The following is a 24,238-nucleotide window of genomic DNA, read 5'->3' on the forward strand; positions in this document are numbered from 1 at the left end:
GTTTAGTCTATTTTTCCTGTGCTGGCTACTCCTTGCTCTTTGCGTAGTGATTCGCCTTTAAATTCCAGTCTATAACAGGGGTGTACTAACCGATCGAGTAACGCGTTAGCTGTCGTGGGGTTTTCTATCAGTCCATACCATTTTTTCACCGGCAGTTGACTGATCAGGATGCTGCTGCTTTTGTCGTAGCGATCTTCCATCACCTCCAACAGCATCGTTGCCTGCATCGGACTTATTGATTCTAGGCCCACGTCGTTCAAGATCAGTAACTCTATTTTTTCTAACTGCTTAAGCTGTTTTAGATAGGTCCCGTCTACCTGACACTGGTGAAGATGGGCCAGCAACCGACCCACTCGCCAGTAACGCACGCTATATTGCTGCCGGCATGCCTGCTCACCAAGCGCACAACTGAGCCAGGTTTTGCCCGTACCTGTCGGCCCCGTGATGAGTATGCTTTTCTGATATTTCAGATATTGTCCCCCTAGCAGATCTCGCATCTGTTCCGGTGTCACTCCTCGGCTAGGGATATAGCGGATATCTTCCGGTTTTGCCTGCAAGCGCATTTGCGATTGCCGCCGCAGACGGCATATATTGTTGTTTTTTCTATGCAAATTTTCCGTTTCTACCATCAGCGACAACCGCTCCTCGAACCCCAGCTCCCCATAACTCCCCGGGAGTTCGCGTTGCGTCTCCAACGCCTGGACCATTGCCGACAACTTCAGCTCTCGCAGAGCCATTAACAGTGTATCCATATTTATTCTCCTTAGTGATAACTGTCCGGACCTCGGAGGTTTTCGTGAACCAGCATTGATACGCCGGCTCCGTCCTGGGTGACCTCACTTTCACGACCGTGTTTCAATACGTTGGCTATGAAAGAGCGGTTAATGCACCCTTTCTCCAACGCCAGCGCGCAGGCCTTCTCCAGTCGCGTCGTCTCATAGCGCCGTTGCAGATTGAGTAGCCCCAGCACAGAGCGGTAAACCTGCTCCGGATGGGCTTTGCTCTTTTGGATGGACTCGACCACTTTCAGTGTGCACACACCCACCGACAGCGCCCAACTGCACAGCCTTTCCGGCGTCCACTGACTCTGCCCCTTATGGTTAGCCGGCATGTGCGCCGCCTGAGTCGTGTGCCTATAGGCGTTATCGCTGCGAGGGTGCGTAGCCACGCAGACGCCCTTATGGTGGATTTGCACCAGCCGTTGGGTGACGATGACGTCAACGCGCTCGCCAACCAGCGGATGCGGCACCGAGTACCAGTTTTTGCCGTAGTCTATGTGGTAATCAGGTCCCACTCGGGCAACGAGATACTCACTGTATTCCCATTGTGTGGGCGGTAGAGGCCCAAGAGCCGGTTTGTCCAGCTGCTCGAAGCGTTCAAGGCGACTTTGTCCGCCGTAATGACGCATCGGGCGCAGATTCAACTCATGATTGAGTTCTCGTATCACCTGGTTGAGTTCGGCCAGCGAGTAGAACCTACGTTTACGCAACCGGGCCAAAACCCAGCGTTCTACCAGCTGCACAGTTGATTCTGCCTTCGCCTTGTCTTTCGGTTTTCTCGGGCGCGCCGGTAGCACCACTGTCTCATAGTGATTTGCCAGCGCCTGGTAGCTCTGGTTTATGACCGGCTCATAGCGGTCAGGGGTGCTGACAGCGCTGCGCAGATTATCAGGTATCATCAGCTCCGGAGCCCCACCCATGAAGTGCAGGCAGCGGCTATTGGCGTTGAGCCACGATGCCATGTCCTGGCCTTCGCAGGCTTCGATATACGCATAGCCTGACACACCCATGGCAGCGACGAAGATAGCGACCTGGCGTACGCTACCGGTCGCAGGGTTGACGATAGGTACGGTGGGGCCACAGAAGTCGATGAAGAGCTTTTCGCCAGCCTTGTGCTCCATGCGCATGGAACGCCGCTGCTTCTTTTTCCAGTCACGGAACAGTGCACAAAACTGTGAGTAACCGAGGGCATCACCGCCCACGGCGGACTGATATTCCATCCAGAGCAGCTGCTTGGTCATGCCCTTGCGGCTTAACTCGGTACCGATATCAAGCCAGCTGGGTAAGGTATTGATAACTTTTCCGGATTTGCCGGGATAGAGCAGGCGGTCGAGGTCGACGGGGGACAGTTCCGCCGGCAATGGCCAGATCAGGTTAGCTACCGTGAATCGGCCGAGGATATCGTGCACGGTAGTACAGCCTATGCCGAGCGCTGCTGCGATAGTGCGATTCGAGCGACGCTGCTCGAATTTCATACGTAACACATTAATATAGATGCACATTTCCGTTCTCGCTTTCTTCTTTTTACGTGCCATGCCATGCCCCCGGAAGCTAAAAGTCTCCAGAGTATGGCGGAACAGAAGATGAGCGATCGGACAGAATCGGAATCGCTGATCGGGCGACCGGAATCAGCGATCGGATGAAATCAGAATTAGTGATCGGGTGAAATCGGAATCAGTGATCGGATGTGACCGGAACCAGCATTCCGCGGCGCCAGACCTGTTTTATGAGTGGTTCTGGGTCAATAACATCGGCCGGTTTGCCGGCTTTACCTCGCTCGGCGGCCACGATAACCCGCTGCTGGACAGGCTATTTGCCGTTGTGCTGGCCGGCGCTGGGGGCGGCCTTCCGCCGTTATCCGGCGCGGAGCGTGGCGACGCTGCTGTCATCGGGCTCGATGCGCGATATCTACCTGATGCCGTTCCTGCCCGCCATGGCGCTGCTAGCGCTTGGGCTGCTGCCGGCAGGCCAGCCGTGGCACCGGCTGGCGGCCCGCGCGCTGGACGGGTTGTTTCTTTTGCTGCTGTTGGTCATCGTCGTCACCGCGTTGCAGTTATACCACGCCGGCACGCCGCGTCTCCTGCATGGGCTTTGGCCCAATATTGACAGCCAGTTGCCCGCCCCGTTCTGGCTTATCCTCGACGGGCCGAGTCTCGGGCTTGCCTGTTTGGTCCTGGCGTTGTGGGCCGGCGTAACCTGCCGCCGTAAGCCGGATTTGTTGTGCTCCTGGGTCGCCGGCATGACCGCCGTCTGGAGCGTCGCGCTGCTGCTATTGCTGCCCTGGCTGGACGCGGCGCGCAGTTATCATCAGCCCTTCGCGCAGCTGCGACCGCTGCTGACGTCACCCCACTGCCTGGCGACAGACGGTCTGGGTGAATCGGAGCTCGGTATGCTGCATTATTTGACCGGCGTGGCGGGCCGGCGTATTTATGCCGGCCATTCGGGCCAGGGGGAACCGGGGCATCTCAATGAGGCCGCGCTCGGCTGCGATTATCTGCTGGTACAGCAGGCGCAGGAAGCGCGCATCGCGCCGGCGGCGGCGGGCGGTAGCGTCAACATGGCTCGCGCGCCTTGACAGCGGCGGCGCGCGCATCAATGATGGGGTTGGTTTCCGTTATGAGGTTGTACCCATGCATCCGCCCTTTGTCGTGTCTATCCACTATTACTCTCAATGTAACTGGTTGCTGCGCGCCGCCTGGATGGCCCAGGAGCTGCTGAAAACGTTCGGTGCCGATCTGGCCTCGGTAAATTTAGTGCCGGGCACGGGCGGTATTTACCAAATCACCGTTAACGACGCGCTGCTGTGGGAGCGCAAGCGCGACGGCGGGTTTCCTGACGCGGCGCAGATGAAAAAACGCCTGCAGGATCACTGTTTCCCCGATCGCGACCTGGGCCATAGCGACCGCCACGCCCCCCCCCCGGCCCGCCTAACGGCGCCGACTCGGCGACGTCCTGCGCCTCTGCCGCGGGCGCCCCTTAACGAAGACGAACGCTGCATCTGCTGCCGCCAACGTCGCTCAAGGGAGTATATTGCGTCGTTGCCGACAACGCCGCTCAATGGGAGCGTACGGCGCACCTGCTGCCGATAACGCCGTTCGACGGGGGGCGTACTGTGCCCCCTACACAACCTAAACCTAAACCTAGACTTGGCTCGGCGGGATCTTCTCCTCGCGCAGCCGCAGCGCGCACAGGCCGGATATGACCGCCATCAGCGCCATATACCCCGCGATAAGCCCGTTATTGTGCCACCCCACCAGCAGCGCCGTGGCGATCATCGGCGACAGACCGCCGCCCAGGATGGGCCCGATTTGCTGTACCAGAGATAAGCCGCTGTAACGTATCCGCGCCGGGAACAGCGCGGAGAAAAAGGCCCCCTGCGCGCCGAAGGTCGAACCGTGGCCCAGCCCCAGACCGAGCGCAATCGCAAGATAAATCAACCCCAAATGCCCGCTGGCCAGCATCAGCATAAACGGCCATGCCAGTAGCGCCAGGGCAATCATGCCGGCTAAATAGACACGTTTTTTACCATATCGGTCGGCAAGATGGCCGAACAGCGGTAAAGTAAAGCACTCCAGCAGACAGGCCAGCAAAATCCCGTACAGGATCACCTGGCTCGACAGGGATAACACATTGACGCAATAGCTGATGGCGAACACGGCGTAAATATTAAACAGACCACTTTCGGCAATTTTGGCGCCGATACCCAACAAGATGGTTGGGAAATGGTGCCGCAGCGCCTCGAACACCGGTACGCTGGCCTGACGTCCCTAGCGCTGGATTTTTTTAAAGGCCGGCGTTTCGCTAATTTGGCTACGGATAAACAGGCCAATACCCAACAGCACCACGCTGAACAAGAACGGTATACGCCACCCCCAGGATAAAAAGGTCCGTTCATCCATAAACGCGTTCAGTAAGGTGATGGCGATAATCGGCAACAGGAAGCCGGCAGGGACGCCAATATGCATCAGCGCGCTGTAAAACCCCCGGCGTCCGGGGGGAGAGTGTTCCACCACCATGGCGCTTTGTTGAATAAATCCGAAATTTGTGACGACTTCCTCCCTATCAGGGCGATTGTTACATGATGCGGACGCTGTTTGGCATTCCTAACAGTGTGATCCGGTTAAGTGCTTTAACCATTGCCATTGCCTCACCTACCTGCGCGTCATAGTCATGCAGACTCAGATGACCACCCAGAAGTGTTTTAAACCGGAACATGGCCGTTTCAGCCAGTGAACGCCGGTGATAACCTACTTTCTTTTTCCAGGTATCGTTATTGCCCCTCAGATGCTGATTTGCCACCGCATGGTTACGCTCATGGTATCGAGCTGGCCAATATTGCGCACCACTTCGCGGTGGGATAAGCGGCTTTATTTTTTTCCTCAGCAGAGCATCATGACAGTAACGCGTATCGTAAGCACTGTCAGCCGACGCTTCCCTGATTTTCCGGTGGGTTTGGTTAATCAGCCCGGGCAGCGCCTGCGCATCTGTCGTACCGCTTAGCGATAAATCGGCACAGATAATTTCATGTGTCACGCTATCTACTGCCAGATGAAGCTTGCGCCATACTCTGCGCCTCTCAGCCCCATGCTGCCTGACTTTCCATTCGCCTTCGCCGAAGACTTTCAGGCCGGTGCCATCGATGACCAGGTGTGAGATTTCTCCGCGGGTTGGCGTTTTTATGCTGATGTCGACGGTTTTTGCTCGCCGGCTGACCAGAGAGTAATCTGGGCAGCGCAGCGACAGCCCCATCAGTTTAAAAATCGAGTCAACGAAACCCTGTAACGCCCGGAGCGAAAGGTTAAACACGCGCTTTATCATCAGAACCGTGGTAATGGCCATATCGGTGTAGTGAAGCGGCCGGCCACGACGTTCAGGTGGTGTACTCTCAGTCCATGCAGCAATGGCTGACTCATCAAGCCATACTGTCAGGTCCCCCCGCTGCCTGAGCGCATTGTTATATGCGGGCCAGTTGGTGATTTTAAACTTTTGTTTTGCCATGGGGACCTGATGTTGAAACGAATGTAGTGATCAGAGCCGCCAGTCACCTAAAAGTTCGATTTATTCAACAAAGCCCCACCATGGTCATCCCGCCGCCATATTCGCCGCCTATCCCGATGCCCTGCAAACAACGCAGCAGCACCAATGCCACCGGCGCCCAAACGCCGATTTGCGCATAGGGCGGGATTAAACCAATCAACAATGTGCCGATGCCCATAATCATCAGCGTCATCATCAGCGTAATTTTGCGCCCGACGCGATCGCCAAAATGGCCAAACAGCACGCCCTCCAACGGTCGGGCGCAATAGCCGACGAAATAGGTGGTGAACGCCGCCAGGGAGCCGATAAGCGGCGTTTCTCCCGGAAAGAAAATTTTGTTGAATACCAGCGCGGTGGCCGTGGTGTACAGGGTGAAATCATAATATTCAATGATGGTCCCCATGACGCTGGCGGTCACCACCTTACACATTTCATTGTCTGAAATCGCCTGTTCGGCCAGCGTAGCTGGCATAGTATCCCTGACGTTCATAACCGGTTCTCCTACAGAGCAGGGTTAACTGGCGTAACGATGTCCTGGCGCTCAATGATCATCAAGCGAACATCCCCGGGTTTCAGGTCCATAGCACAGCGCCACAACGGTAATCACGCTCAGCGCGACCATATACCAGGCGACAGCGGCATAATTGCCGTTTGACCACAGCAGCAGACTGCTGGCGATAATGGGCTCCAGCCCGCCGGCAAAGATTGAAGAAATTTCCCGCGACATTGAAATAGCAGTGACCCGCGTCGCGCTATTAAATAACTCCGCGAAATAGGCCGCCTGGACGGAAAACATGGAATAGTTGGCCAACGCGATCATGGCAATCATGGCGAGAATAATCAGCAGCGGATTACCGGTATTAAGCAACCAAAAATACGGGAACATCCCCACGCCGAATAAAATCGCCCCGCCGATATACACGGGCTTTCGCCCGATCCGATAGCGCGCCGAACAGGGGGATAGTAATACAGCCTATTCCGGACCCCAGCAGAACCCCGGTGACCGGCACCACGTTCGGCACATGCAAGGTTTGCGTGACGTAGGACAAACTCCACACTTGCAGAAAAAACCCCGCCGTGTTTTCCGCCATCCGCGCCCCCAGCGCGACGAAGAAGTGGCGACGCTGGGTCTGCCAAACGGTGATAAACGGCGCGCGGGCCAGTTTGTGGCGCTGTTCCAGTTTGTTGAAAATCGGCGATTCCGTCACGTATAGCCGAATCGCCCCGCCGACGGCCAGCACCGCCAAAATGCTCAATAAAAACGGGATACGTCATACCCAGGCGATAAAACTGGCCTGCGGCAGCTGCTGCGCCAGCGCGAAGGCCGAGGCGGATAGCAGCACGCCGCAGCCGATGCCCACGCCGGACCAGCTGGCATAATAGCCGCGCCGGCGCCGAATCCCTGCAACAAGCGTAACAGGGTTAGCAACAGCGGAGCGGCAAAGCCAATGCTGCCATAGCCCGGCAGTAGACCGATCGCCGTGGTGCTAACGCCCATCAGCACCAGCGTACCGATAAGCACCGGCCGTCGGCCGTACTTATCGCCGATATAGCCCCAAAACAACCCGCCGAGCGGACGGACCGGAAAGCCGACGCCATAGCTGGCGAAGGCCGCCAGCGTACCGCTGAGCGGCGATAGCTGGGGGAAGAACAAGTGATTGAAAATCAGCGCCGCCGCGGTCCCGTACAGGTAAAAGTCATACCACTCCAAGGCGGTACCCACCACCGAGGAAATCAGCGTCAGCCGCAGCTGCCGCGCGGTAGTGACTGCGGTTTGAGACGCGGCATTGCCGGCGGCAGCCTCACGATTGACATCTGAATCGACCATACTCCCGTCATCCTGTCGTTGTCCGCCAGGCATCGCCTGGCCTGGGCGTTACCCTGTCAGGCGCAAGCGCTATCCAGACTGATAATGGCGCCACGTTGTACTAACCGCGCCCGCAATGCGGCCGCCGGAAGCTGCGCCGGCAGGCACGCCTGTTGTACCGCTAGCGCCGCCGCCACCCCCGCCGCTTCGCCGGTGGCGAAACAGGTGGCGGTAATGCGCAGCGACCCGTTGGCCGCATGGTCCGATGACAAGCATCGTCCGGCGACCAGCAGATTGTCGGGAGTCAGTGGCAGCAGGCTGCGGTAAGCAATCTCGAAACCGCGCCCAACGGCATCGGTATGGGACAGCCCCGGCTGCAAAGAGGAGTGGATATCCATCGGAAACCCGCCGCAGGCGATGCTGTCCGCAAAATGGGTGCCTTGCTGCACATCGTGCTGCGTCAGGGTGTAATGCCCCTGCACGCGCCGCGATTCGTGTACCCCGACCTGATTGCCGATCGCGGCGACGTAGGTCCAGGCGACCGTCGCGATGCCCCTGTTGCAGCAGCGTGGTGAAGCCCCACAAGTTAATATGCTCTTCGGCGGCGTCGGGAAATACGCTTCCCGGGAGGAACTCTTCCGGGTGGCTGCAAGCATAATCCATCAGTGGCCGGAAATCGACGCCGGCCAGCTTGAACAGTAACGACACCGGCTGACAGGCATCGGCGCTGTCCGGCTGAAATGAAGATTGCGCCAGGTGCGCCACCACCGCATCACCGCTGGTATCGACCAGGCGCTGGGCGAAGTCCGCCACCACTTGATGCCCTTCCCGATTGTGGAAGCCGGCGCTGTGCTCCAGCAATTGCCCGGCCAAGGTACCGCCAACGCTGCCCGCCGCCTCCACCAGCAGGGTGCGGGCGCCTTCCTCCGCCGCGCTTACCGCCGCGGCGACGCCGGCCGATCCCGCGCCCACCACTAGTACATCGATAGCCAACGGCTGCCGGGGTTGAAGAGATTGTGTCATGAGATCCTCCTTCATACCGGCAGACGGCGGCGCAGCGCAATGCCATACATCAACGCGGAAATCATCGCCATCGCCATCACAATCGCCGGGACAAACCCGCCGAAACGGTCAATAACGATGCCGGTGACGATCGGCGCGCAGGCCCCGCCGAGGAAGCCGCCGAAATTTTGAATACTGCTCACCGAGGCCACCAGCCGTTTAGAGGTGACGGCCTCGGCGGCCAACGTCCAGTAGTTACCGGAAGAGAGGCTATAGGTGAACATGCCGAGCGTCAGCAGTGCCACGCCGCCGGCGATATAAGGTAACGCGGAGAGCAGACCGGCGCGGTTGAGGGTGAACCCCTGCGCCTGTTGCAAATAGGTGGGTAACCAGCTGATATAAAACCAGAACACATATTGCAGGCAAAAACCGCCGATGACCATGTACCAGGTCGAGGCATAACGGAACAGCTGACTCCATTCGTTAAGCGATACCCTGCCCTGCTGCGCAGCGGGCGCCTCCTGGCGGTGCTGCTGGCCGGCGGTAATATAGCGCAATTCATCGCTGTGCAATCGCGGGTGCTGTTCGGGTTCGCTGTAAACCACCAGCCAGCCCAACAGGGCTACGAAGCCGAAGATCCCCATAATGATGAACATCGCCGGCCAGCCGAAGTATTCCATCAGCAGCGTGGAAACCGGAGGCGCTAGCGCCAGACCGACCTGGGTGGCCGCCAGGGCCAGCAGTAGCTTGACGCCGAAGCGGTCTACCACCCAGCCGGTGGGTAAATTCATAATGGCGTAAGGCCAGACGAACGCCGAGAGCACCACCCCCATCATGGCGTTGCTGATATGCAGATCCTGCATGATTTGCGGCGCCGCCACCGACAGATTGCCGCGATCGAGGTAATTGGTAATGGTCAATAATGCGATAATGCCGATGATCACCCAGCGTAGGTTACGTCCTTTGGGACGGGGCAAATCCAGCGGCGCCGACGCGGCGGGCGGTTTGCGCCCGTCGTGCGCGAGTGTTGATTGGTAAGATTTCATCGCCGTAGGCCTCCATCGCGCCCGGGTACAGTGGGCGCTGGGCTATTTTATTATTGATGCCTGCGCCTTGACGGGACGCAGGCCGTAGCGGCTAACTCATAAGCTGATCAAATGCCTGTTTAATTTCACGTTTTAACGCCTCGCTGACGGGCTGCATGGGCGGACGCGGCTGGAACAGCGGCACCCCCTGCAACGACTGAATATACTTCACGCAGGCCGGCAGATTATCGTGGGGTAAGGTGTTCCACAGTTTGGCCAGGCGGAAATGTAAATCCCGCGCCGTTCGGTGATCGTTTTGCTCCACGGCGGTGAACATTTTGTGCACCACCGACGGCACCGCGCTGGTCAACGCCGAAATGGCGCCCTGACAGCCCAGGGCAAAACCGGGATACAACAGCGCATCCACGCCGCTGACGATAATTTTGTCCGGACAGCTGAGCAACAAATCGGATACGGCTTTCAGGTCGCCGGAGCTTTGCTTCATCCCCACCACCCCCGGCACTTCTTCCATAATGCGGCTCATCAGCTCCAGGCTGAGATAATTCCAGGGAATGACGTTATAAATCAGAATCGGAATGCCGGTGGCGTCATAAATCTCGCGGAAATGGCGCACGGTGGCGTCCGCGTCGGGCTTGAACAAGTAGTGAACCGGCGTCACCTGGAGCGCATCAAGCTTCAGCCTTTCAAGCAACTTCACCCGCGCGATCGCCTGCCGCGTGCTGTTGACGATAAGTCCCGCCACAAACGGCACGCGCCCCTGGTTGGTATCATACGCCTCGGCCATCGCCTGTTTGAATTCCTCGTCCGAGAGGGTGTGGCCTTCGCCGGTACTGCCGCCGACCACGATCGCGCTGGCGCTGGCGCTAGAGAGTCAGCCGGTGCCGGAGGATCCACGCGCCCTGATGCGCGCCACGCTTGAAGAGACGCTGGCGGCATTTCAGCAACGGCCCAACCGCATCGGCCGCGCGCGCATGTTCGCGGAACGCTCTATCGGTCTGGACGATCCCGGCCAGGTGGCGCTGTTGCGAATGGTGGAAGCTTTGTAATCACGTGACTTTATCGGGAGGATACTAATGGAACTGACGGGTAATCTGATTTTGGGGAATCGCTGCACCCGGGGCGGCGGCAACGGATTCTATGCCGATGAGCCTAGCCAGGACTGTCCCCTGGCGCCCGAGTTTTTTGCCGCCGATGCCGCGAATGTCGACCTCGCCTGCCAACTGGCCGAGCAGGCCTTTGACGCCTACCGCGCGCTGCCGTTGTCGACCCGCGCCGACTTTTTAACGCGCATCGGCGAAAACATCGTGGCGCTGGGGGATAGCCTTATCATCCGCGCCGTACAGGAGACCGGCCTGCCTCGCGGCCGCATTGAAGGGGAACGCGCCCGCACCGTCGGCCAGCTGGCGATGTTTGCCGCGGTGGTGCGCCGGGGGGGGGGGGAATTTTTGCAGGCCATCGTCGAGGAAGCTCTGCCGGAGCGTAAGCCGCTGCCGCGTCCCGACCTACGCCAGTGCCACATCCCGCTCGGCCCGGTGGCGGTGTTCGGCGCCAGCAATTTCCCGCTGGCGTTTTCCGTGGCCGGCGGCGATAGCGCCTCGGCGCTGGCGGCCGGGTGCCCCATCGTGGTAAAAGCCCACCCGTCCCACCCCGGCACCAGCGAACTCGTCGGACGTGCCATACAACAAGCGGCACAGCAGCTCGCACTACCGGAAGGGGTTTTCTCCCTGTTGCACGGCGGCGGCCATGAGGTGGGGGAGCGGCTGGTCACGCATCCGCTTATTCCAGGCCGTGGGATTTACCGGCGCGCGCGCGGCCTGGCACTGCTGGCGCTGGCGCTGCGGCGAACGGTGCCTGTGCCCTTTTACGCCGAGATGAGCAGCATTAATCCGCAGATCCTGCTGCCCACGGCGCTGGCGAACCGATCAACGGAGCTGGCCGCCCGCTTTGTGGACTCGCTGACCCTGAGCGTCGGCCAATTTTGCACCAGTCCTGGGCTGGTCCTGGCGCTGAAAGGCAAAGCGCTGACGCAATTCTGCCAGCATCTGACTGCAACACTTGCCAAGGCCCCCGCAGCCACCATGTTAAGCCGCGGGATTTGGCAGGCCTGGCGGGATAAAGCCGCAGGGCTCGCCGCCGTCGACGGCGTGAGCCTGCTGGCCCAGGGGCAACCGGTGCAAAGCGCCAATCAGGGGCAGGCGTCGGTGCTCTACACCGACGGGGCGCACTTTCTTGCCGAGCCTCGGTTGAGCGAAGAAGTGTTCGGCCCCACGTCGCTGGTGGTGGGCTTTGACGATGACGCGCAATTACAGCAGGCGATCCGCGCGCTGGAGGGGCAATTGACCTTGACGCTGCATTTGGACGAGGCCGACCATCCGCTCGCCCAGACGCTGCTGCCAACGCTTGAGCGTCGCGCCGGCCGCCTATTGGTCAATGGTTTTCCCACCGGGGTAGACGTTGGCTATGCCATGGTTCACGGCGGTCCGTTTCCGGCCACCAGCGACGCGCGCTCGGCGTCGTTCAGGCGTATGCCGGCGCCTTGCAGGGCGCGACGCCTGATGCCTTTTGGTATAGGGAAGGTTAAGCGATGCAAAAATCCCACTATTCGAGATATACTCGACATTATCGAAGGCGTTGGCGCAAAGCGGCCCATGCCGTGACCGCCCGCGCACGGGGCGGCGCCGGGGTCGTCGGTGTCAAGGTTAAGGGCGGCGTGAGGCCGTCCGGATTGTCTGGCGGGTCATTGATGGGGTGGGTATGAACAACAGCGCCAATAGTGAAACAACCAATCAGGCGTCAATCAAAAGCCTGACCAAGGTGCTGCAAATATTGGAATGCTTCTCTCAGCGGGATGCGAACCTGACGCAGGCCGAAATCGCCGGACGCACGGGGCTGCCGCGCGCCACCACCCATCGTCTGGTCTCCTCCCTACGCGACATCGGCCTGTTGGAGCAAAACGGTAAACGCGACACCTATAAGCTGGGCATGAAATTATTCCAGTTGGGCAGTCTGGTGCTGCATAATCTCGACCTCGATAGTCACGCGCGGCCATACGCCACCCAGTTGCAGCTGATTACCGATGAAAACACCCATCTATGTATATTTGACGGCGCACAAATGGTCTATGTTGAGCGCCAGGCGATGAACAGCAGCGGCAACACCATGATAACCCGTATCGAAGCGGCGCTGGTGCATTGCACCAGCGTGGGCAAAGCGTTCCTTGCCTGGCAACTCCCCCCCACGCTTATCAATAAAATCATCAGCGACACGCTGATTGAGCGCACGCCGCACACCTTGACCGACGGCGATGCCCTGCTTGCAGAGCTGCGGCTTACCCGCGAGCGGGGCTATTCTTTTGATCTGCAAGAAAATGAGCTGAGCGTTCACTGCGTCGGCGCCCCCGTGCGCGGCACCAATGGCTAGGTTTTCGCCGCGGTCAGCGTATCCGGGCCTGCGGATCGCCTTCCTCTGCCTAGACTGGAGGGGCTGGCCGGCCTGGTAATGGAAACTGCCCATAAAATCTCACTGGAACTCGGCTGGACGCCGGGCAGGCTCCAGAGCGCACCGTCGGCCACTGCGCCGCTCGACGCGCTGTCATCGCATCCTGACTAATACGCCTCTCTTGTTCTCCCTTTTGCCGCGACCGACGGTCCACGGGTAGGCCTCCGCGGCCCGCGCGCGTCGTGGTCCGCGCAGCCGTCCGATGCGCCGGTAAGGATTGAAATAAAAAAACGAATCCCGTATAACTAGCGTATCCGAGGGGTGTCTTGTCTGGACTGAGATGGCTATCGCCGAACCCTTTGAACCTGATCTGGGTCATGCCAGCGAAGGGACGGTCGGTAATAGCTTGTTGCCTATTCACCTTAGCGTACCCGGATCTCCGCACCCTGATTGGAGGTCTCATGCATTTTCCCCCTGTCCGTGACATCGTCCGCCGTTATTCGCTCTGGCTGCCGCTGGCCGCTGTCGCTTTGCGCGCATGCTCGCTCTCCGCCCCCCGGCACGCAATGACATGCCCTGCCTACTCCCCCTGTCCTAAGGTCTCCTGCAAGGGTGCACTTATCGCCCTGCCGGGCCGCGGCTGTCTTTCATAAAGGAATGCTCGCCATGAATCGAACCGCTTTCGAGCACGGTCTGTACGGACGCTTAAAACAAGAAGCAGGCCATCACTGGCAGGCTTATATTCATCACGATTTTGTCCGCCAACTGGCGGCGGGTACGCTGCCGGACGGCGCTTTTCGCTGCTATCTTGTGCAAGACTATCTCTTTCTTATTCATTTCGTCCGGGCTTATGCCCTGTTGGCCTACAAATTGCGCACGCTGCCGGAGATCCGCGCCGCGGTAGTTTCCCTGGAGGCTATCGTGAAAGAATTGCCGATGCATGTGGCCTATTGCGCGCAATGGGGGCTGCGCGAGGAGGAGATGGCAAAAGAGCCCGAAGCCAACGAGACGTTGACCTATACCCGCTATGTGCTGGATATCGGCCAGTCCGGCGATGTCCTTGACTTGCTGGTCGCGTTGATTCCCTGCGTCGCGGGCTATGCCGAAATCGGCCAGCGCCTACGGGATGATCCCGCCACGGTTCTGGCGAGCAATCCCTATGCTGAATGGATCCAGAATTACTCTGACGGCGACTACCTGAGCGGCGCGCGGGCCGCCATCGATCAATTAGAGCGCGTAGGCCAGGCGCGCGGCGCCGAACAGCGTTTTGACGCTCTGTCCGCCATTTTCACCACCGCCACCCGGCTGGAAAGCGCTTTCTGGCAAATGGGGTTGACGCCCCACCCCACGGTAATAGCCGTATGATCGCTGCCGTGACGCCCGCGCCCCCTGCAGCAATCGGGATTGTGGTGCGTGACCTGACGCTGCGCCTGAATAATCGGGTCCTGTTCGACAAACTGAATTTTACCCTCGACGGCGGCCAATGCGCTGCGGTGCTGGGCGCGAGCGGCGTGGGTAAAACCAGCCTGCTGAAGATCATCGCCGGTCTGACGCCGGCGGACGCCGGTACCGTCAGCGGCAGCGATGGCCTGCCCCTTGCCGGTCGGATTGCCTATATGGGGCAAAAGGACCTGCTCTATCCGTGGTTGACGGTGAAACAAAATATTACCCTCGGCGCGCGTTTGCGCAGAGAGAAAGCCGAGAGCGACTGGGCCGACTACTTACTTGCCGAGGTCGGCCTGGACGGCGTCGGCGCGAGCCTGCCCGCCGCGCTTTCCGGCGGTATGCGGCAGCGCGCCGCCCTGGCCCGAACGCTCTACGAACGTCAGCCCGTGGTACTGATGGACGAGCCGTTCTCTGCCCTCGACATCCTGACCCGCGCCAAGATCCAGGCGCTGTCGGCACGGTTGCTTAGCGCGCATACCGTGATGCTTATCACCCACGATCCCCTCGAGGCGTGCCGCCTGAGCCATCGGCTGTGGGTCCTCGCCGGGCAACCCGCGCGGTTTCTCACCGGCCTGGACCTCGCCGGCGAGTCGCCGCGGGCGCCGGATGATCCCGCCGTGCAGCAAAGCCAGGGCGCGCTGTTGCGCCAACTACTGGGGAGCGCGGAATGATAGCGGCGATTAATGCGCCGGGCGCGCGCTGGCGGCAAGGCCTGACGGTGGCCGCCGGTCTGCTGTTGCTATGGTGGCTGATTACCCTGACGGGCATCCCCGCATTCCTCCTGCCCTCGCCGACGGCCGTGGCCACTGCCCTGTGGCGCGGCCGCCTTCTACTGGCGCATCACGGTGCTATCACCGCGCTGGAAATTATGGGCGGCCTACTGATCGGGGTGGTTTTGGGCGGGCTGCTGGCGCTGGGGATGGTTCATTTCCCCCGATTGCAGCGTTGGTTAATGCCAGTGGTGCTCACCAGCCAGGCGATACCGGTTTTCGCGCTGGCGCCGCTGCTGGTGCTGTGGTTCGGCTACGGCATGAGCGCCAAAGTGGCGATGGCGGTGCTTATCATCTTTTTCCCGATCGTGTCGGCCTTTTTCGACGGGCTGCGCCGGGTAGATAACGACTATCTGGATTTGGCGCGCACCCTGCGCGCGTCGTCCTATGCGCAACTGCGCCATGTCAGATTGATGGCCGCGCTGCCGGCATTCGGTTCCGGGTTGCGCATGGCGGCCGCCGTCGCCCCTATCGGCGCCATTATCGGTGAGTGGGTCGGCTCGGCCGAAGGACTGGGGTATGTAATGCTTAACGCCAATGCGCGCATGCAAGCCGATATGTGTTTCGCCGCCCTGCTGATTCTGGTGGTAATGACGCTGTTGTTATGGACGGTAGTGGATGCGCTGATTCGGCGCCTTATTTTCTGGATGCCGGAAAACGGCGCCTGATGCGTTTTTTTAATGGGTAACGACAATGATAAAACAGAGTATTGCCGCTCTTCTCCTCGCCGCCGCCGGCTATGCCGGCGCCGCGGATAAGATTACGCTGGTGCTGGATTGGCATATTAATCCCGATCACGCACCGATTATCGTGGCTCAGCAGATAGGCGCCTTCCGGGCGGCGGATTTGGACGTTACGCTGGTGCCGCCGTCGGATCCGTCACTGCCGCCGCGGCTGGTGGCCGCCAAGCAAGCGGATCTGGCCATTACCTATCAGCCACAGCTGCATTTTTTTGCCGATCAGGGGCTGCCGTTGGTGCGCGTCGGGACGCTTATCGACACCCCGCTTAACACGGTGATGACGCTGGATAAAAACATCCGTACCCTGGCCGATTTGAAAAGCAAAAAAATCGGTTTTTCCGTCAGCGGTCTGGAGGAGGCAACGCTCGATACCATGTTGCGCCATGATCACTTGACCCTGCAAGATACCCAGATGGTCAACGTCAACTTTCAACTGACCAGCGCGCTGATGGCGGGCCAGGTGGATGCGGTTATCGGCGGTTATCGCAATATCGAAGCGTTGGAACTCCAGCAGCAGGGCAAACAACCGGTAGTGTTTGACGTGGAAGACTACGGCGTGCCGGCGTATGACGAATTGATCATCGTTGCCAATAAGGCGGCATTGGCGGAACCCAAGATCAGGCGCTTTTTGGCGGCCCTGAAGCAGGGCACCGACTATTTGCTGGCTCACCCTGATGAAAGCTGGCGGACGTTCGCCCGCGCCTATCCTGATCTGGATACGGCGCTCTACCGGCGCGCCTGGCAGGCAACGCTACCGCTGTTCGCCAAAGATCCGGCGCGGCTGGACATACCGCGCTACCAGGCGTATCAGCAATTCCTCGACGACAATCATCTGATTACCCACCCCCGCCCGGTCTCGACCTATGCCGTGGAGCTGCGTTAAGCGCCGAGCCAGTATAAAGCGCGCCGCCCGCAATAGCCCTATGATGCCTGCGCCATCAGGGTTGCCACCGCGCCGCACACCGCCAGCAGGGTAAAACGTGAAGATAGCCCGCGCTGCCGCCATTCTGCCCCAGCACAATCATCACCAACCCCGCCGCCACGGCCGCACTGACGGCGGGAACGGCCGCCATCAGCCACGCCGTCCCCGCATCGCGCCGTCCGGCAATACCCTGCACCGGCGTTGTCAACATCAGGCCCAGCCCCACGCCAATCAGCGCCAGCGACGACAACAGGACCATCCCCAGCGCGGGAGAATCAACGCTCGCCAACAGCATGCCGGTCCCCGCGACGCTGCACAGGGAGCCGCCGTAGGTCGGTCCCGCCGGCGCGATTCGCCGCCGCCGACTCAACCCGGCGCTGAGCGCCAACGCCAGCAACACCGGCAGGACCCACATCCCCGGCGGCGTTGCTCCCGCCCAAGGCACCATCATCACCCGGCTGTGCAGATAAGACGGCAGAATAAGCAGCGTTGCCCCCGCCCCGGCTGTGGTAAACGCCAGCGCCCAGCAGCGAGCCAGAAAACGCCGCTCCGCCCGCAGCGCGGTCGGTAGCCAGGGCTGCGGATTGTAGCGTTCGTTTAGCCCCAGCAGCAGCAGCGACAGGGCCGCCAGGCCGTTGCCAGCATGCGTGAGCGGGTGGTCCAGACCATAGTATTCCCAGCATCCCATGGCTGCTAACGGGCACGCCACCGCCAGCGCGCCAAGCAGGCGTGATAGTCGGGCGAAACCGCCGCACCGCGCCGGGGGCAGATACCGCGTGCGCCACCAAAATCTGGCGCCCCCGACGGCAATACAGGCAGAGTAGACCGCAGGCCAGACGACCAGAGTGGTCATCACCCCCGCCAGCGCCAGAAGCGCTAAGGGACCCAGCAGGTCCGGCGCCGTGCGCGCGGAGCGGGGAGCCTTCGGGTCCTCGAGCGTTGAGATCATCATCGGATATTCCTCCCTTATCCAGCCGATAAAAGCTAAAAATATTTCATCCTCCATGCATTGCCAAATCAGCTTACCCTGCTTATTCTGCCCTTGACAAAATCAAAGTTTTCACCCGGAGATGAAAATAACTCATCATGCGATCTTATCGTCTCCCGCCGCTCGGCGCGGTCAAAGCCTTAGATGCGGTGGCCCCCAGCGGCAGTTTCAAACAGGCGGCACAACAGATAGGCGTTACTCCAACTGCCATCAGTCACCAGATTCAGCTACTGGAGCAATTCCTCGATACCCCCGGTTTTTATCCCCGGCGCGCGGCAGGTCCAACTGACCGCCGCCGGCCAGCGTTTATTGCAGGCCTCTACCCGGGCCTTCGCCGATCTGTTGAGCGCGGTGGAGGATATCCAGCGGGCGAAATCGCCGCCTACCCTGACGCTGACCACTACTTCCAATTTTCTTACCCACTGGCTGGTGCCGCGCCTGGTCCTCATGAAAGCCTGCTGCCCGGCCCTGGACCTGCGATTGCATACCAGTCTGGACGTCATGAATCTGGCCCACGACGCGGTGGACGTCACCATTCGCTACAGCATGGCGCCAGACGAGGCGCTGGATACCACCCTGCTGTATGAGGACAGTTTCATTGCGGTAGCCAGTCCGGCGCTTGGCCTGACCCCGCAGGAAGGATTACTCACCGCAACCTTGATTCATGCTGAGGACCGGCATATCCCCCAACCCGCGCCGGACTGGCGTCACTGGCGGGCGCTGTACGGGCCGGCGCAGCTCAACGCGCATGCCGGTCTGCGGTTCACCGACGAAACGCACGCCATTCAGGCCGCCATTGCCGGTCAGGGCGTGGCGATTGTCAGCCGCCTGCTGGCCGAAGGATTTTCTGGATAAAGCCATACTCTGCGCGCCGTTTGCCCAGACGTTACCGGGCGGGCGTTATTATTTCGTCACCACGCGCGAGAAATCCCAGCGCCCGGATGTCATGGCGCTAAAACGCTGGCTGACGCACTGTATGGCGTCATCCGGCGCCTAAAGACGGCGAGGCGTGGCGCCTGTGGCCGGCGTCGCATTGGCGGTGGAGGACGCGCATCGCGTTTATGGCCTGGTATGGCGGCTTGTTTGCCCTGTCATGCCGGCAGTGCACCGCCGGCGGGCGGTTAACGCCCGGTAAAAATATGCAAGATAACGTTGCTAAAATCGCAACGTGTGGCCTCTCGGCAACCCCCAGGGGATCTGCTATTCTGCGGTCTTTCCATCGACGGGCGCAGGCGGGCAACCCTAATCACCCTGGCGTCACCGTCAACACCTGCGCCCATCATCGAGGTCAAGACTATTATGTCATCCGCTTACGCTACCGGCGTGGGGCCCGCGCCGACGCCCTCACCGACCAATTACAGCTTGGCCAGCCGCATCGACGTCTTACCCGCCTCACGGGGGCTGTGGCTCTTTATCTCTTTACTTGCGCTTGGCGGTTTTTTTGAGTTGTATGACCTCTTTGAAACCGGTTATATCAGCGCGGGATTAATCGCCGCCAATATCTTCCATACCGGCAGCAATGGCGTATTGGGCTTTTCCGATCAGGCGGCGTTTGCTTCCGCCACCTTCTTGGGTCTGTTTATGGGCAGCAGCCTGCTTGCCCCCTATGCGGACCGTTTCGGCCGCCGCCTGACCTTTATGTGCACGCTGGCCTGGTACGGCTGTTTTTCCCTGGTCATGGCGTTACAAAACAGTGCGGAAGGCATTATTCTGTGCCGTTTCCTGATGGGTATCGGGCTGGGCATCGAGCTGGTGACTATCGATACCTACCTGACGGAGTGAGTGCCAGCCCACCTGCGCAGCCGGGCGTTCGCGTTCTCATTTTTCGTGCAGTTTCTGTCGGTGCCTACCGTGGCCATCATGTCGTGGCGGTTGATCCCGAAAACCTTTCTGCACCTTGAGGGCTGGCGCTGGGTGGTGATTGCCGGCGCCCTGTGTTCGCTGGTTATTTGGTTTATTCGTAAAAATTTGCCGGAATCCGCGCGCTGGCTGGCTCAGCAGGGACGCCATCGCGAGGCGCACCAGGTCATGTGCACCATGGAAAAGCGCTGCGGGCGCGAGCCTGGCGCCGATTTTCCCGCCGACGATGTCACGGCGCAGTTACCCAAGCGGGCCGCTTTCGCGAAATTTGGTCGCCCGCCTACCGTCAACGCACCCTGATGTTGGTGGTGATGAATTTTTTTCAGGCGATCGGCTTCTTTGGCTTTGGCAACTGGCTGCTGTCGGGCAAGGGCTCGACCATTACCCACAACCCCTGCTGTATGCCTTTTTTATCACCCTCGCCTATCCTTTAGGGTCGTTAATTTGCAGCCGCTACGCCGATAAGATCGAGAACAAGTGGCAAATCGTCCTGTCATCGCTCATGACGATGGTGTTCGGCACGCTGTTTGCGCTGCTGACCCACCCGGTGATGCTGATCGTCTGCGGTTTTCTGATTACCTATTCCAATGCGTGGCTGACCTTTAGCTATCATGCGTATCAAACCGAGATTTTCCCCACCCATATTCGCGCCCGAGCCGTCGGCTTTTGCTATTCCTTTAGCCGATTATCCACGGTCTTCAGCAGTATTCTTATCGGTCTTATTTTGCAATACGCCGGCGGCGTCATCACCTTTATCGTCTTGAGTATGGTGATGGTCATACTGTCGGTGGGAATTTACGGTCCGCGCACCCGCGGCATTGATCTGGAGAACATCTAACGCCGACCGGCGAGACCGGGCCTTGGCCGTTCGCGGCTAACGAGGTCGCCGGCCCCTTTCCCGCCGGCGGGCGAGAGCACCCTGCTCACGGCCGTCGAGCATCGTTAGCGCGCCGCGCCGCTCAGAGCGTCAGGATCCTATCGGCTGAGCGTAACGTTGACTCCCGGTGCGCGATAATCACCCGCGTGATACGCATCGTTTTTATCGCTTGATTTACCGCCTCTTCACTCAACTTGTCCAGATGGCTCGTGGCTTCATCCATAAACAGGATCGCGCGTTTGCGATACAGCGCGCGGGCGATGAACACCCGCTGCTTTTGACCGCCGGAAAGTCCCTCGCCCAATTCGCCGATCGTCGTGTCGTAGCCCATCGGCATCGCCATAATGGTCTCGTGTATATGGCCAGCGCGCGCGCAGGCTATCATCCAGGCTTCGTCCTCACAGGGGCCGAAACCGCAAATGTTCTCCCGCAGCGATCCTGAAAACAGTTTGTCGTCCTGCATAACGCAGGCGATCATCTGGTGATAATGGTTCAATCCCAACCGATAAATATCAATATCGTTGACTTTAATAGTACCGGTGTCGGGGGGGGGGGGGGGAACAACCCGCACAGCACTTTTACCAATGTGGTTTTCCCGGCGCCCGACGGCCCGGCTATCGCCACGCTTTCTCCCGGCGCGATGCGAAAGTCGACCTGGCTGAATACCGGCGGCGATTGGCTGTCGTAACGGTAACCGATATTGTCCGCCGTCAGGGAAACCGGCCCGCTAAAAGCGTGTGCCGAGAGCAACGCCCCGGTAGGCGCCGGTGCGTGCAGGGCAATATCGGCGATTCGCTCGTTGTGCAAGCCCATCATCCTTAATTGCAGCACGAAACTTATCAGCGATGCCATGCGATCGGAAAATTGCGCCCGAAACGCGCCGAACGCCACCATCATCCCGAGCGTCATTCGATTATCGATAACCAGCCGGGTACCCAGCCATAAAATGATCACCTGTTCACAGGCATTAATGAAGCCGTTCACGCCGTCAAAAAACAACGTCATTTTGCTGACCTTGATCTGGGTATTAATTTTATCAATCATCAAATTCAGCCAGCAGGTGCGGCGTCGTTCCGCCATGCCCTGCATTTTGATCGTCTGAATCCCGTACAGGGTTTCCATAAAATAGGAATTCGCCCGCGCATCGCGCACCAGTTCATCCTGGCTGAGCTGGCGATAGCTATCATAGGTGGCAAACCGGATACCGACGTAGAGCAGGGAGAAACCGCACACCACCCAAACAAGATGCCCGCCGTAAAAGACCATCATCGCGGCCGCCCCGGCGACCATCATCCCATCCATGACGGCGCCGACCACGCTTTTGGTGAAAGTGACGCGCAACACATCCAGCGAGGCAAAACGGGCATGTATGTCTCCAAGCTTTCGCCGTTCAAAATAGGTTATCGGTAACGTTAACAAATGCGAAAATAGTCCCGCCTTCCATTGCACATCGATAAGCGTCCCCATGACCAAAGACGACCAGGCGCGGATCAGGCCGATTACCGTACGCATCAAAATGAAAACCAGCAAGCCGGTGCAGATAAGCATCAGCAGACCGCCATCGCCGGCCGGTACTACCTGATCCATCACCAGTTGCGTGCCTACCGGCATCAATAGATTAATCGTCTCAATCACCAGCGACAGACAACCTATCTTTATGAGCGCGGGGACCAGGCCTTTCACCCCCCGAATTAACGCCCGCAGGCGCAGTCCGGGCGACGGTGTTTTGGCGGTAAAATGACTACCGGGCCAGACTTCCAGCGCCACCCCGGTGAAATGTTTCGCCAGCACGTTAAGGGGAATGCTGCGCCGTCCCCGTGCCGGGTCATGAATAATCAGCCGCTGACGGCGCGCTTTTACCAGCACGACAAAATGGCTGAAGTCCCAGTGCAGGATACAGGGTAATTTCAGGCGCGGCAGGTCCTCAAACTCAAGGAAGAGCGCGCGGGTGACCATCTCCAGCTGACCGGCGATACGCTCAATCCCCGCCAGGGTGGCGCCGCGCGACGACAGCGAACAGCGGTGACGCAAGGAAATAAGGTCGACCGGATTGCCGTAATAGCCGCAAATCATGGACAGACAGGCGAGGCCGCACTCCGCGGTTTCGGTTTGATGGACCAAAGGTACGCGCTTAAAAAAGCCGATATCCAGATTTTCTCTTAAACGGTCCCATTTTTTAGGGTTCATTCACGGGCCCCATGACACTGCGCTGCATGGTGAAAACCGGTGATAACATCCATTGATAAATCCTCCTCTTTTCAAGAAATAAGGTGACCTGCGCTTTCATGCCGGCTTTCAGAGACCTATTCTCGCCGTCGTAAAAAACACTCCGTTTATCCGGTTTAACCACCACCTTGTAATAGGGAATCGCCGTTGACTGCGTATTTCGGGGTGAGCCTGGGTAGGTGAGCATTTCCTGCGCCGTTGCGGGGGTTTTGGTCACCACGTCGATGATCCCGGAAAAATAACCGAACTTCTCCGCCGGAAAAGATTCATAATTCACGTTAACGCGATCCCCTACTGAAATAAAAGGAACGGCCTCGTTCGGCACCCAGAGGACCAAAAAGTAATCGTCTATCGAACGCGGAAGAATTTGTACTAAGCTATCGCCGGCGTTGATCATCTGGCCGACCGTGACGCTGAGGGAGTCAATGGTTCCATCACCGTGGGCGCGGATAATAATAGCCTCCCCCGCCTCGTTTCGCGCCAGCTCTTTTTTAAGCTCGTGGTGCTGCATTTCCAGCTGCTCAATCTGATTGGCAAACTCCGCCGACTGCGTTTGTATACGGCTTTCCAACAGCAGAATTTGCAGTGAGTTTTGCTCATTCAGGCCGCTGAGATTCAATAAATTGTTTTGCTGCTGATAATATAATGACGTCTGGTGCGTCAATTGATCTTTGGTGATTAACCCCCGTTGCTGATAGCGGCGGTAATTTTCCATATTCTCCTTCATGAGGGTCACGCCTTGCTCCGCCTGCCGCATAATCTCAGCGGAACGCCGGTAGGCGGCCGTATATTGCGTTTTCTGTTGCGCCAGCGAAGCAAGCGCAATCCTTTTATTCTCTTCGAGTCGACCCATCATGGTATTCAATGTGGCAAGTTGCTTATCGATTTCCCGCCGCTGATTTTCGCTAACAATGCCGGCCGGGGTGCGTTTACTGACATCAAGCAGATAGAGAGGAGAGCCTTTGGTCACGGCCTGCCCCTGCGAGACATAGCGCTTAACGACATAACCCTGTACGGAAGAATAGACGTTTATAGCGCGCGGCGATGTGGTGACCTCGCCCAGCACCTGGATGCGGCGCGCATAGGTCCCCATCATAATCAGCGCGATAAGCGCGGCGAAAACGCTAAGGCACGCGCCGGCGATAAGCCAAGCTGGAATACCGGGCAACAGCAGCGCTCGTCCTTGCCACTGCCTTTTTCGATTTTCTATCGCTTCCTGGCGAAACACACACCACCTCCTTAGCGCTTCTGGTTAGGTCTACAGCGAATCACCACACATCACATCATTCCCCACGCTTTT

The 24,238-nt window shown here is 59.0% G+C and carries 23 protein-coding genes, 5 pseudogenes and 1 riboswitch; of the genes and pseudogenes, 12 read left to right on the forward strand and 16 right to left on the reverse strand.

Annotation, left to right across the window (positions count from 1 at the left end; translation table 11 throughout):
• Positions 1-2: 2 nt before the first annotated feature.
• Together istB and istA are read right to left on the reverse strand one after the other, a co-directional pair.
• Entirely contained in the window at positions 3-752 is a 750-nt protein-coding gene (gene istB, locus SOPEG_RS08230) for an IS21-like element ISSoEn3 family helper ATPase IstB (RefSeq protein ID WP_025244975.1), read from the reverse strand.
• Between the two features lie 11 nt (positions 753-763).
• Positions 764-2,314, reverse strand: coding sequence for an IS21 family transposase (istA, locus tag SOPEG_RS08235; RefSeq protein ID WP_081742957.1), 1,551 nt, complete (start codon positions 2,312-2,314; stop codon positions 764-766).
• Between the two features lie 335 nt (positions 2,315-2,649).
• Between istA and SOPEG_RS08240 the strand changes: the two genes are divergently transcribed.
• Together SOPEG_RS08240 and SOPEG_RS29340 are read left to right on the forward strand one after the other, a co-directional pair.
• Complete coding sequence (locus tag SOPEG_RS08240; RefSeq protein ID WP_148297027.1) at positions 2,650-3,354, forward strand: hypothetical protein; 705 nt, start codon at positions 2,650-2,652, stop codon at positions 3,352-3,354.
• Positions 3,355-3,409: 55 nt separating this feature from the next.
• Positions 3,410-3,685: pseudogene (locus SOPEG_RS29340) on the forward strand (Rdx family protein); the annotation flags it as partial.
• A 234-nt stretch (positions 3,686-3,919) separates the two neighbouring features.
• Here SOPEG_RS29340 and SOPEG_RS08250 read toward each other — a convergent pair.
• From SOPEG_RS08250 to SOPEG_RS08270, 8 genes are all read right to left on the reverse strand, one after another.
• Positions 3,920-4,525: an MFS transporter gene (locus tag SOPEG_RS08250; RefSeq protein WP_051419545.1), complete on the reverse strand. Its 606-nt coding sequence runs from the start codon at positions 4,523-4,525 to the stop codon at positions 3,920-3,922.
• Between the two features lie 21 nt (positions 4,526-4,546).
• Entirely contained in the window at positions 4,547-4,795 is a 249-nt protein-coding gene (locus SOPEG_RS22675; protein ID WP_051419546.1) for an MFS transporter, read from the reverse strand.
• Positions 4,796-4,853: 58 nt separating this feature from the next.
• Positions 4,854-5,777, reverse strand: a complete 924-nt coding sequence (locus SOPEG_RS08255) for an IS5 family transposase (RefSeq protein ID WP_025244979.1) — start codon at positions 5,775-5,777, stop codon at positions 4,854-4,856.
• Positions 5,778-5,841: 64 nt separating this feature from the next.
• Positions 5,842-6,288: an MFS transporter gene (locus SOPEG_RS08260; RefSeq protein ID WP_025244980.1), complete on the reverse strand. Its 447-nt coding sequence runs from the start codon at positions 6,286-6,288 to the stop codon at positions 5,842-5,844.
• A 69-nt stretch (positions 6,289-6,357) separates the two neighbouring features.
• A complete protein-coding gene (locus tag SOPEG_RS26125; protein WP_025244981.1) occupies positions 6,358-6,702 on the reverse strand; it encodes an MFS transporter in 345 nt (114 codons plus the stop codon).
• Positions 6,677-7,057, reverse strand: a complete 381-nt coding sequence (locus tag SOPEG_RS26130; RefSeq protein WP_148297029.1) for an MFS transporter — start codon at positions 7,055-7,057, stop codon at positions 6,677-6,679. The genes SOPEG_RS26125 and SOPEG_RS26130 overlap by 26 nt, the downstream gene beginning before the upstream one ends.
• 11 nt (positions 7,058-7,068) lie before the next feature.
• Entirely contained in the window at positions 7,069-7,644 is a 576-nt protein-coding gene (locus tag SOPEG_RS26135) for an MFS transporter (RefSeq protein WP_025244983.1), read from the reverse strand.
• Between the two features lie 56 nt (positions 7,645-7,700).
• Entirely contained in the window at positions 7,701-8,216 is a 516-nt protein-coding gene (locus tag SOPEG_RS08270) for an FAD-dependent oxidoreductase (protein ID WP_257720383.1), read from the reverse strand.
• Here SOPEG_RS08270 and SOPEG_RS29345 point away from each other — a divergent pair.
• Positions 8,173-8,325 (forward strand): hypothetical protein, encoded by a 153-nt coding sequence (locus tag SOPEG_RS29345; RefSeq protein ID WP_236851695.1) that lies wholly within the window; start codon positions 8,173-8,175, stop codon positions 8,323-8,325. The two genes, SOPEG_RS08270 and SOPEG_RS29345, sit on opposite strands and share 44 nt — an antisense overlap.
• A 57-nt stretch (positions 8,326-8,382) precedes the next feature.
• Here the strand turns inward: SOPEG_RS29345 and SOPEG_RS30825 are convergent.
• The 3 genes and pseudogenes from SOPEG_RS30825 to SOPEG_RS08285 form a co-directional block, all read right to left on the reverse strand.
• Positions 8,383-8,661, reverse strand: a pseudogene (locus tag SOPEG_RS30825) (FAD-dependent oxidoreductase); the annotation flags it as partial.
• Positions 8,658-9,569 carry an MFS transporter gene (locus tag SOPEG_RS08280; protein ID WP_158382357.1) on the reverse strand — a complete coding sequence of 304 codons (912 nt, stop codon included), beginning with the start codon at positions 9,567-9,569 and terminating at the stop codon, positions 8,658-8,660. The pseudogene SOPEG_RS30825 and the gene SOPEG_RS08280, both read right to left, overlap by 4 nt.
• Before the next feature lie 193 nt (positions 9,570-9,762).
• Positions 9,763-10,515 carry a dihydrodipicolinate synthase family protein gene (locus SOPEG_RS08285; protein WP_025244987.1) on the reverse strand — a complete coding sequence of 251 codons (753 nt, stop codon included), beginning with the start codon at positions 10,513-10,515 and terminating at the stop codon, positions 9,763-9,765.
• Positions 10,516-10,573: 58 nt separating this feature from the next.
• Between SOPEG_RS08285 and SOPEG_RS27270 the strand changes: the two genes are divergently transcribed.
• From SOPEG_RS27270 to SOPEG_RS08320, 7 genes are all read left to right on the forward strand, one after another.
• Complete coding sequence (locus SOPEG_RS27270) at positions 10,574-10,717, forward strand: dihydroxyacetone kinase family protein (RefSeq protein WP_148297030.1); 144 nt, start codon at positions 10,574-10,576, stop codon at positions 10,715-10,717.
• Positions 10,718-10,744: 27 nt separating this feature from the next.
• A complete protein-coding gene (locus SOPEG_RS08295; RefSeq protein WP_025244989.1) occupies positions 10,745-12,328 on the forward strand; it encodes an aldehyde dehydrogenase (NADP(+)) in 1,584 nt (527 codons plus the stop codon).
• 97 nt (positions 12,329-12,425) lie between these two features.
• Positions 12,426-13,091 (forward strand): IclR family transcriptional regulator, encoded by a 666-nt coding sequence (locus SOPEG_RS08300; protein ID WP_051419551.1) that lies wholly within the window; start codon positions 12,426-12,428, stop codon positions 13,089-13,091.
• A 325-nt stretch (positions 13,092-13,416) separates the two neighbouring features.
• A riboswitch (TPP riboswitch) is annotated at positions 13,417-13,518 on the forward strand.
• A 257-nt stretch (positions 13,519-13,775) separates the two neighbouring features.
• Complete coding sequence (locus SOPEG_RS08305; RefSeq protein WP_025244990.1) at positions 13,776-14,474, forward strand: TenA family protein; 699 nt, start codon at positions 13,776-13,778, stop codon at positions 14,472-14,474.
• A complete protein-coding gene (locus tag SOPEG_RS08310) occupies positions 14,471-15,226 on the forward strand; it encodes an ABC transporter ATP-binding protein (RefSeq protein ID WP_051419553.1) in 756 nt (251 codons plus the stop codon). Before SOPEG_RS08305 ends, SOPEG_RS08310 begins: the two co-directional genes overlap by 4 nt.
• Entirely contained in the window at positions 15,223-15,993 is a 771-nt protein-coding gene (locus SOPEG_RS08315) for an ABC transporter permease (RefSeq protein ID WP_025244992.1), read from the forward strand. The genes SOPEG_RS08310 and SOPEG_RS08315 overlap by 4 nt, the downstream gene beginning before the upstream one ends.
• A gap of 25 nt (positions 15,994-16,018) precedes the next feature.
• Complete coding sequence (locus tag SOPEG_RS08320; protein ID WP_025244993.1) at positions 16,019-16,948, forward strand: ABC transporter substrate-binding protein; 930 nt, start codon at positions 16,019-16,021, stop codon at positions 16,946-16,948.
• A gap of 55 nt (positions 16,949-17,003) precedes the next feature.
• Here the strand turns inward: SOPEG_RS08320 and SOPEG_RS08325 are convergent, their stop codons facing one another.
• Positions 17,004-17,993 carry a hypothetical protein gene (locus SOPEG_RS08325; RefSeq protein WP_025244994.1) on the reverse strand — a complete coding sequence of 330 codons (990 nt, stop codon included), beginning with the start codon at positions 17,991-17,993 and terminating at the stop codon, positions 17,004-17,006.
• A gap of 80 nt (positions 17,994-18,073) precedes the next feature.
• On the opposite strand from SOPEG_RS08325, the pseudogene SOPEG_RS08330 reads away from it, so the two are divergent.
• Positions 18,074-18,972, forward strand: a pseudogene (locus SOPEG_RS08330) (LysR substrate-binding domain-containing protein).
• Between the two features lie 302 nt (positions 18,973-19,274).
• Positions 19,275-20,673, forward strand: a pseudogene (locus tag SOPEG_RS08335) (MFS transporter).
• 121 nt (positions 20,674-20,794) lie between these two features.
• On the opposite strand, the pseudogene SOPEG_RS08340 reads toward SOPEG_RS08335, so the two are convergent.
• Positions 20,795-22,899: pseudogene (locus SOPEG_RS08340) on the reverse strand (peptidase domain-containing ABC transporter).
• Entirely contained in the window at positions 22,889-24,166 is a 1,278-nt protein-coding gene (locus SOPEG_RS08345) for an HlyD family secretion protein (protein WP_025244995.1), read from the reverse strand. Before SOPEG_RS08345 ends, SOPEG_RS08340 begins: the two are co-directional and overlap by 11 nt.
• Positions 24,167-24,238 lie beyond the last annotated feature (72 nt).

Source organism: Candidatus Sodalis pierantonius str. SOPE (genome assembly GCF_000517405.1).
Classification (GTDB): Bacteria; Pseudomonadota; Gammaproteobacteria; order Enterobacterales; family Enterobacteriaceae; genus Sodalis_C; species Sodalis_C pierantonii.

What these genes read in the sequence shown, in the direction of transcription:
- istB (WP_025244975.1), bottom strand. Translation starts at nt 752, where the DNA reads ATGGATACACTGTTAATGGCTCTGCGAGAGCTGAAGTTGTCGGCAATG.
- istA (WP_081742957.1), bottom strand. Translation starts at nt 2,314, where the DNA reads ATGGCACGTAAAAAGAAGAAAGCGAGAACGGAAATGTGCATCTATATT.
- SOPEG_RS22675 (WP_051419546.1), bottom strand. Translation starts at nt 4,795, where the DNA reads ATGGTGGTGGAACACTCTCCCCCCGGACGCCGGGGGTTTTACAGCGCG.
- SOPEG_RS08255 (WP_025244979.1), bottom strand. Translation starts at nt 5,777, where the DNA reads ATGGCAAAACAAAAGTTTAAAATCACCAACTGGCCCGCATATAACAAT.
- SOPEG_RS08260 (WP_025244980.1), bottom strand. Translation starts at nt 6,288, where the DNA reads ATGCCAGCTACGCTGGCCGAACAGGCGATTTCAGACAATGAAATGTGT.
- SOPEG_RS26125 (WP_025244981.1), bottom strand. Translation starts at nt 6,702, where the DNA reads ATGTTCCCGTATTTTTGGTTGCTTAATACCGGTAATCCGCTGCTGATT.
- SOPEG_RS26135 (WP_025244983.1), bottom strand. Translation starts at nt 7,644, where the DNA reads ATGGTCGATTCAGATGTCAATCGTGAGGCTGCCGCCGGCAATGCCGCG.
- SOPEG_RS29345 (WP_236851695.1), top strand. Translation starts at nt 8,173, where the DNA reads ATGCCCCTGTTGCAGCAGCGTGGTGAAGCCCCACAAGTTAATATGCTC.
- SOPEG_RS27270 (WP_148297030.1), top strand. Translation starts at nt 10,574, where the DNA reads ATGCGCGCCACGCTTGAAGAGACGCTGGCGGCATTTCAGCAACGGCCC.
- SOPEG_RS08295 (WP_025244989.1), top strand. Translation starts at nt 10,745, where the DNA reads ATGGAACTGACGGGTAATCTGATTTTGGGGAATCGCTGCACCCGGGGC.
- SOPEG_RS08300 (WP_051419551.1), top strand. Translation starts at nt 12,426, where the DNA reads ATGAACAACAGCGCCAATAGTGAAACAACCAATCAGGCGTCAATCAAA.
- SOPEG_RS08305 (WP_025244990.1), top strand. Translation starts at nt 13,776, where the DNA reads ATGAATCGAACCGCTTTCGAGCACGGTCTGTACGGACGCTTAAAACAA.
- SOPEG_RS08310 (WP_051419553.1), top strand. Translation starts at nt 14,471, where the DNA reads ATGATCGCTGCCGTGACGCCCGCGCCCCCTGCAGCAATCGGGATTGTG.
- SOPEG_RS08315 (WP_025244992.1), top strand. Translation starts at nt 15,223, where the DNA reads ATGATAGCGGCGATTAATGCGCCGGGCGCGCGCTGGCGGCAAGGCCTG.
- SOPEG_RS08320 (WP_025244993.1), top strand. Translation starts at nt 16,019, where the DNA reads ATGATAAAACAGAGTATTGCCGCTCTTCTCCTCGCCGCCGCCGGCTAT.
- SOPEG_RS08325 (WP_025244994.1), bottom strand. Translation starts at nt 17,993, where the DNA reads ATGGAGGATGAAATATTTTTAGCTTTTATCGGCTGGATAAGGGAGGAA.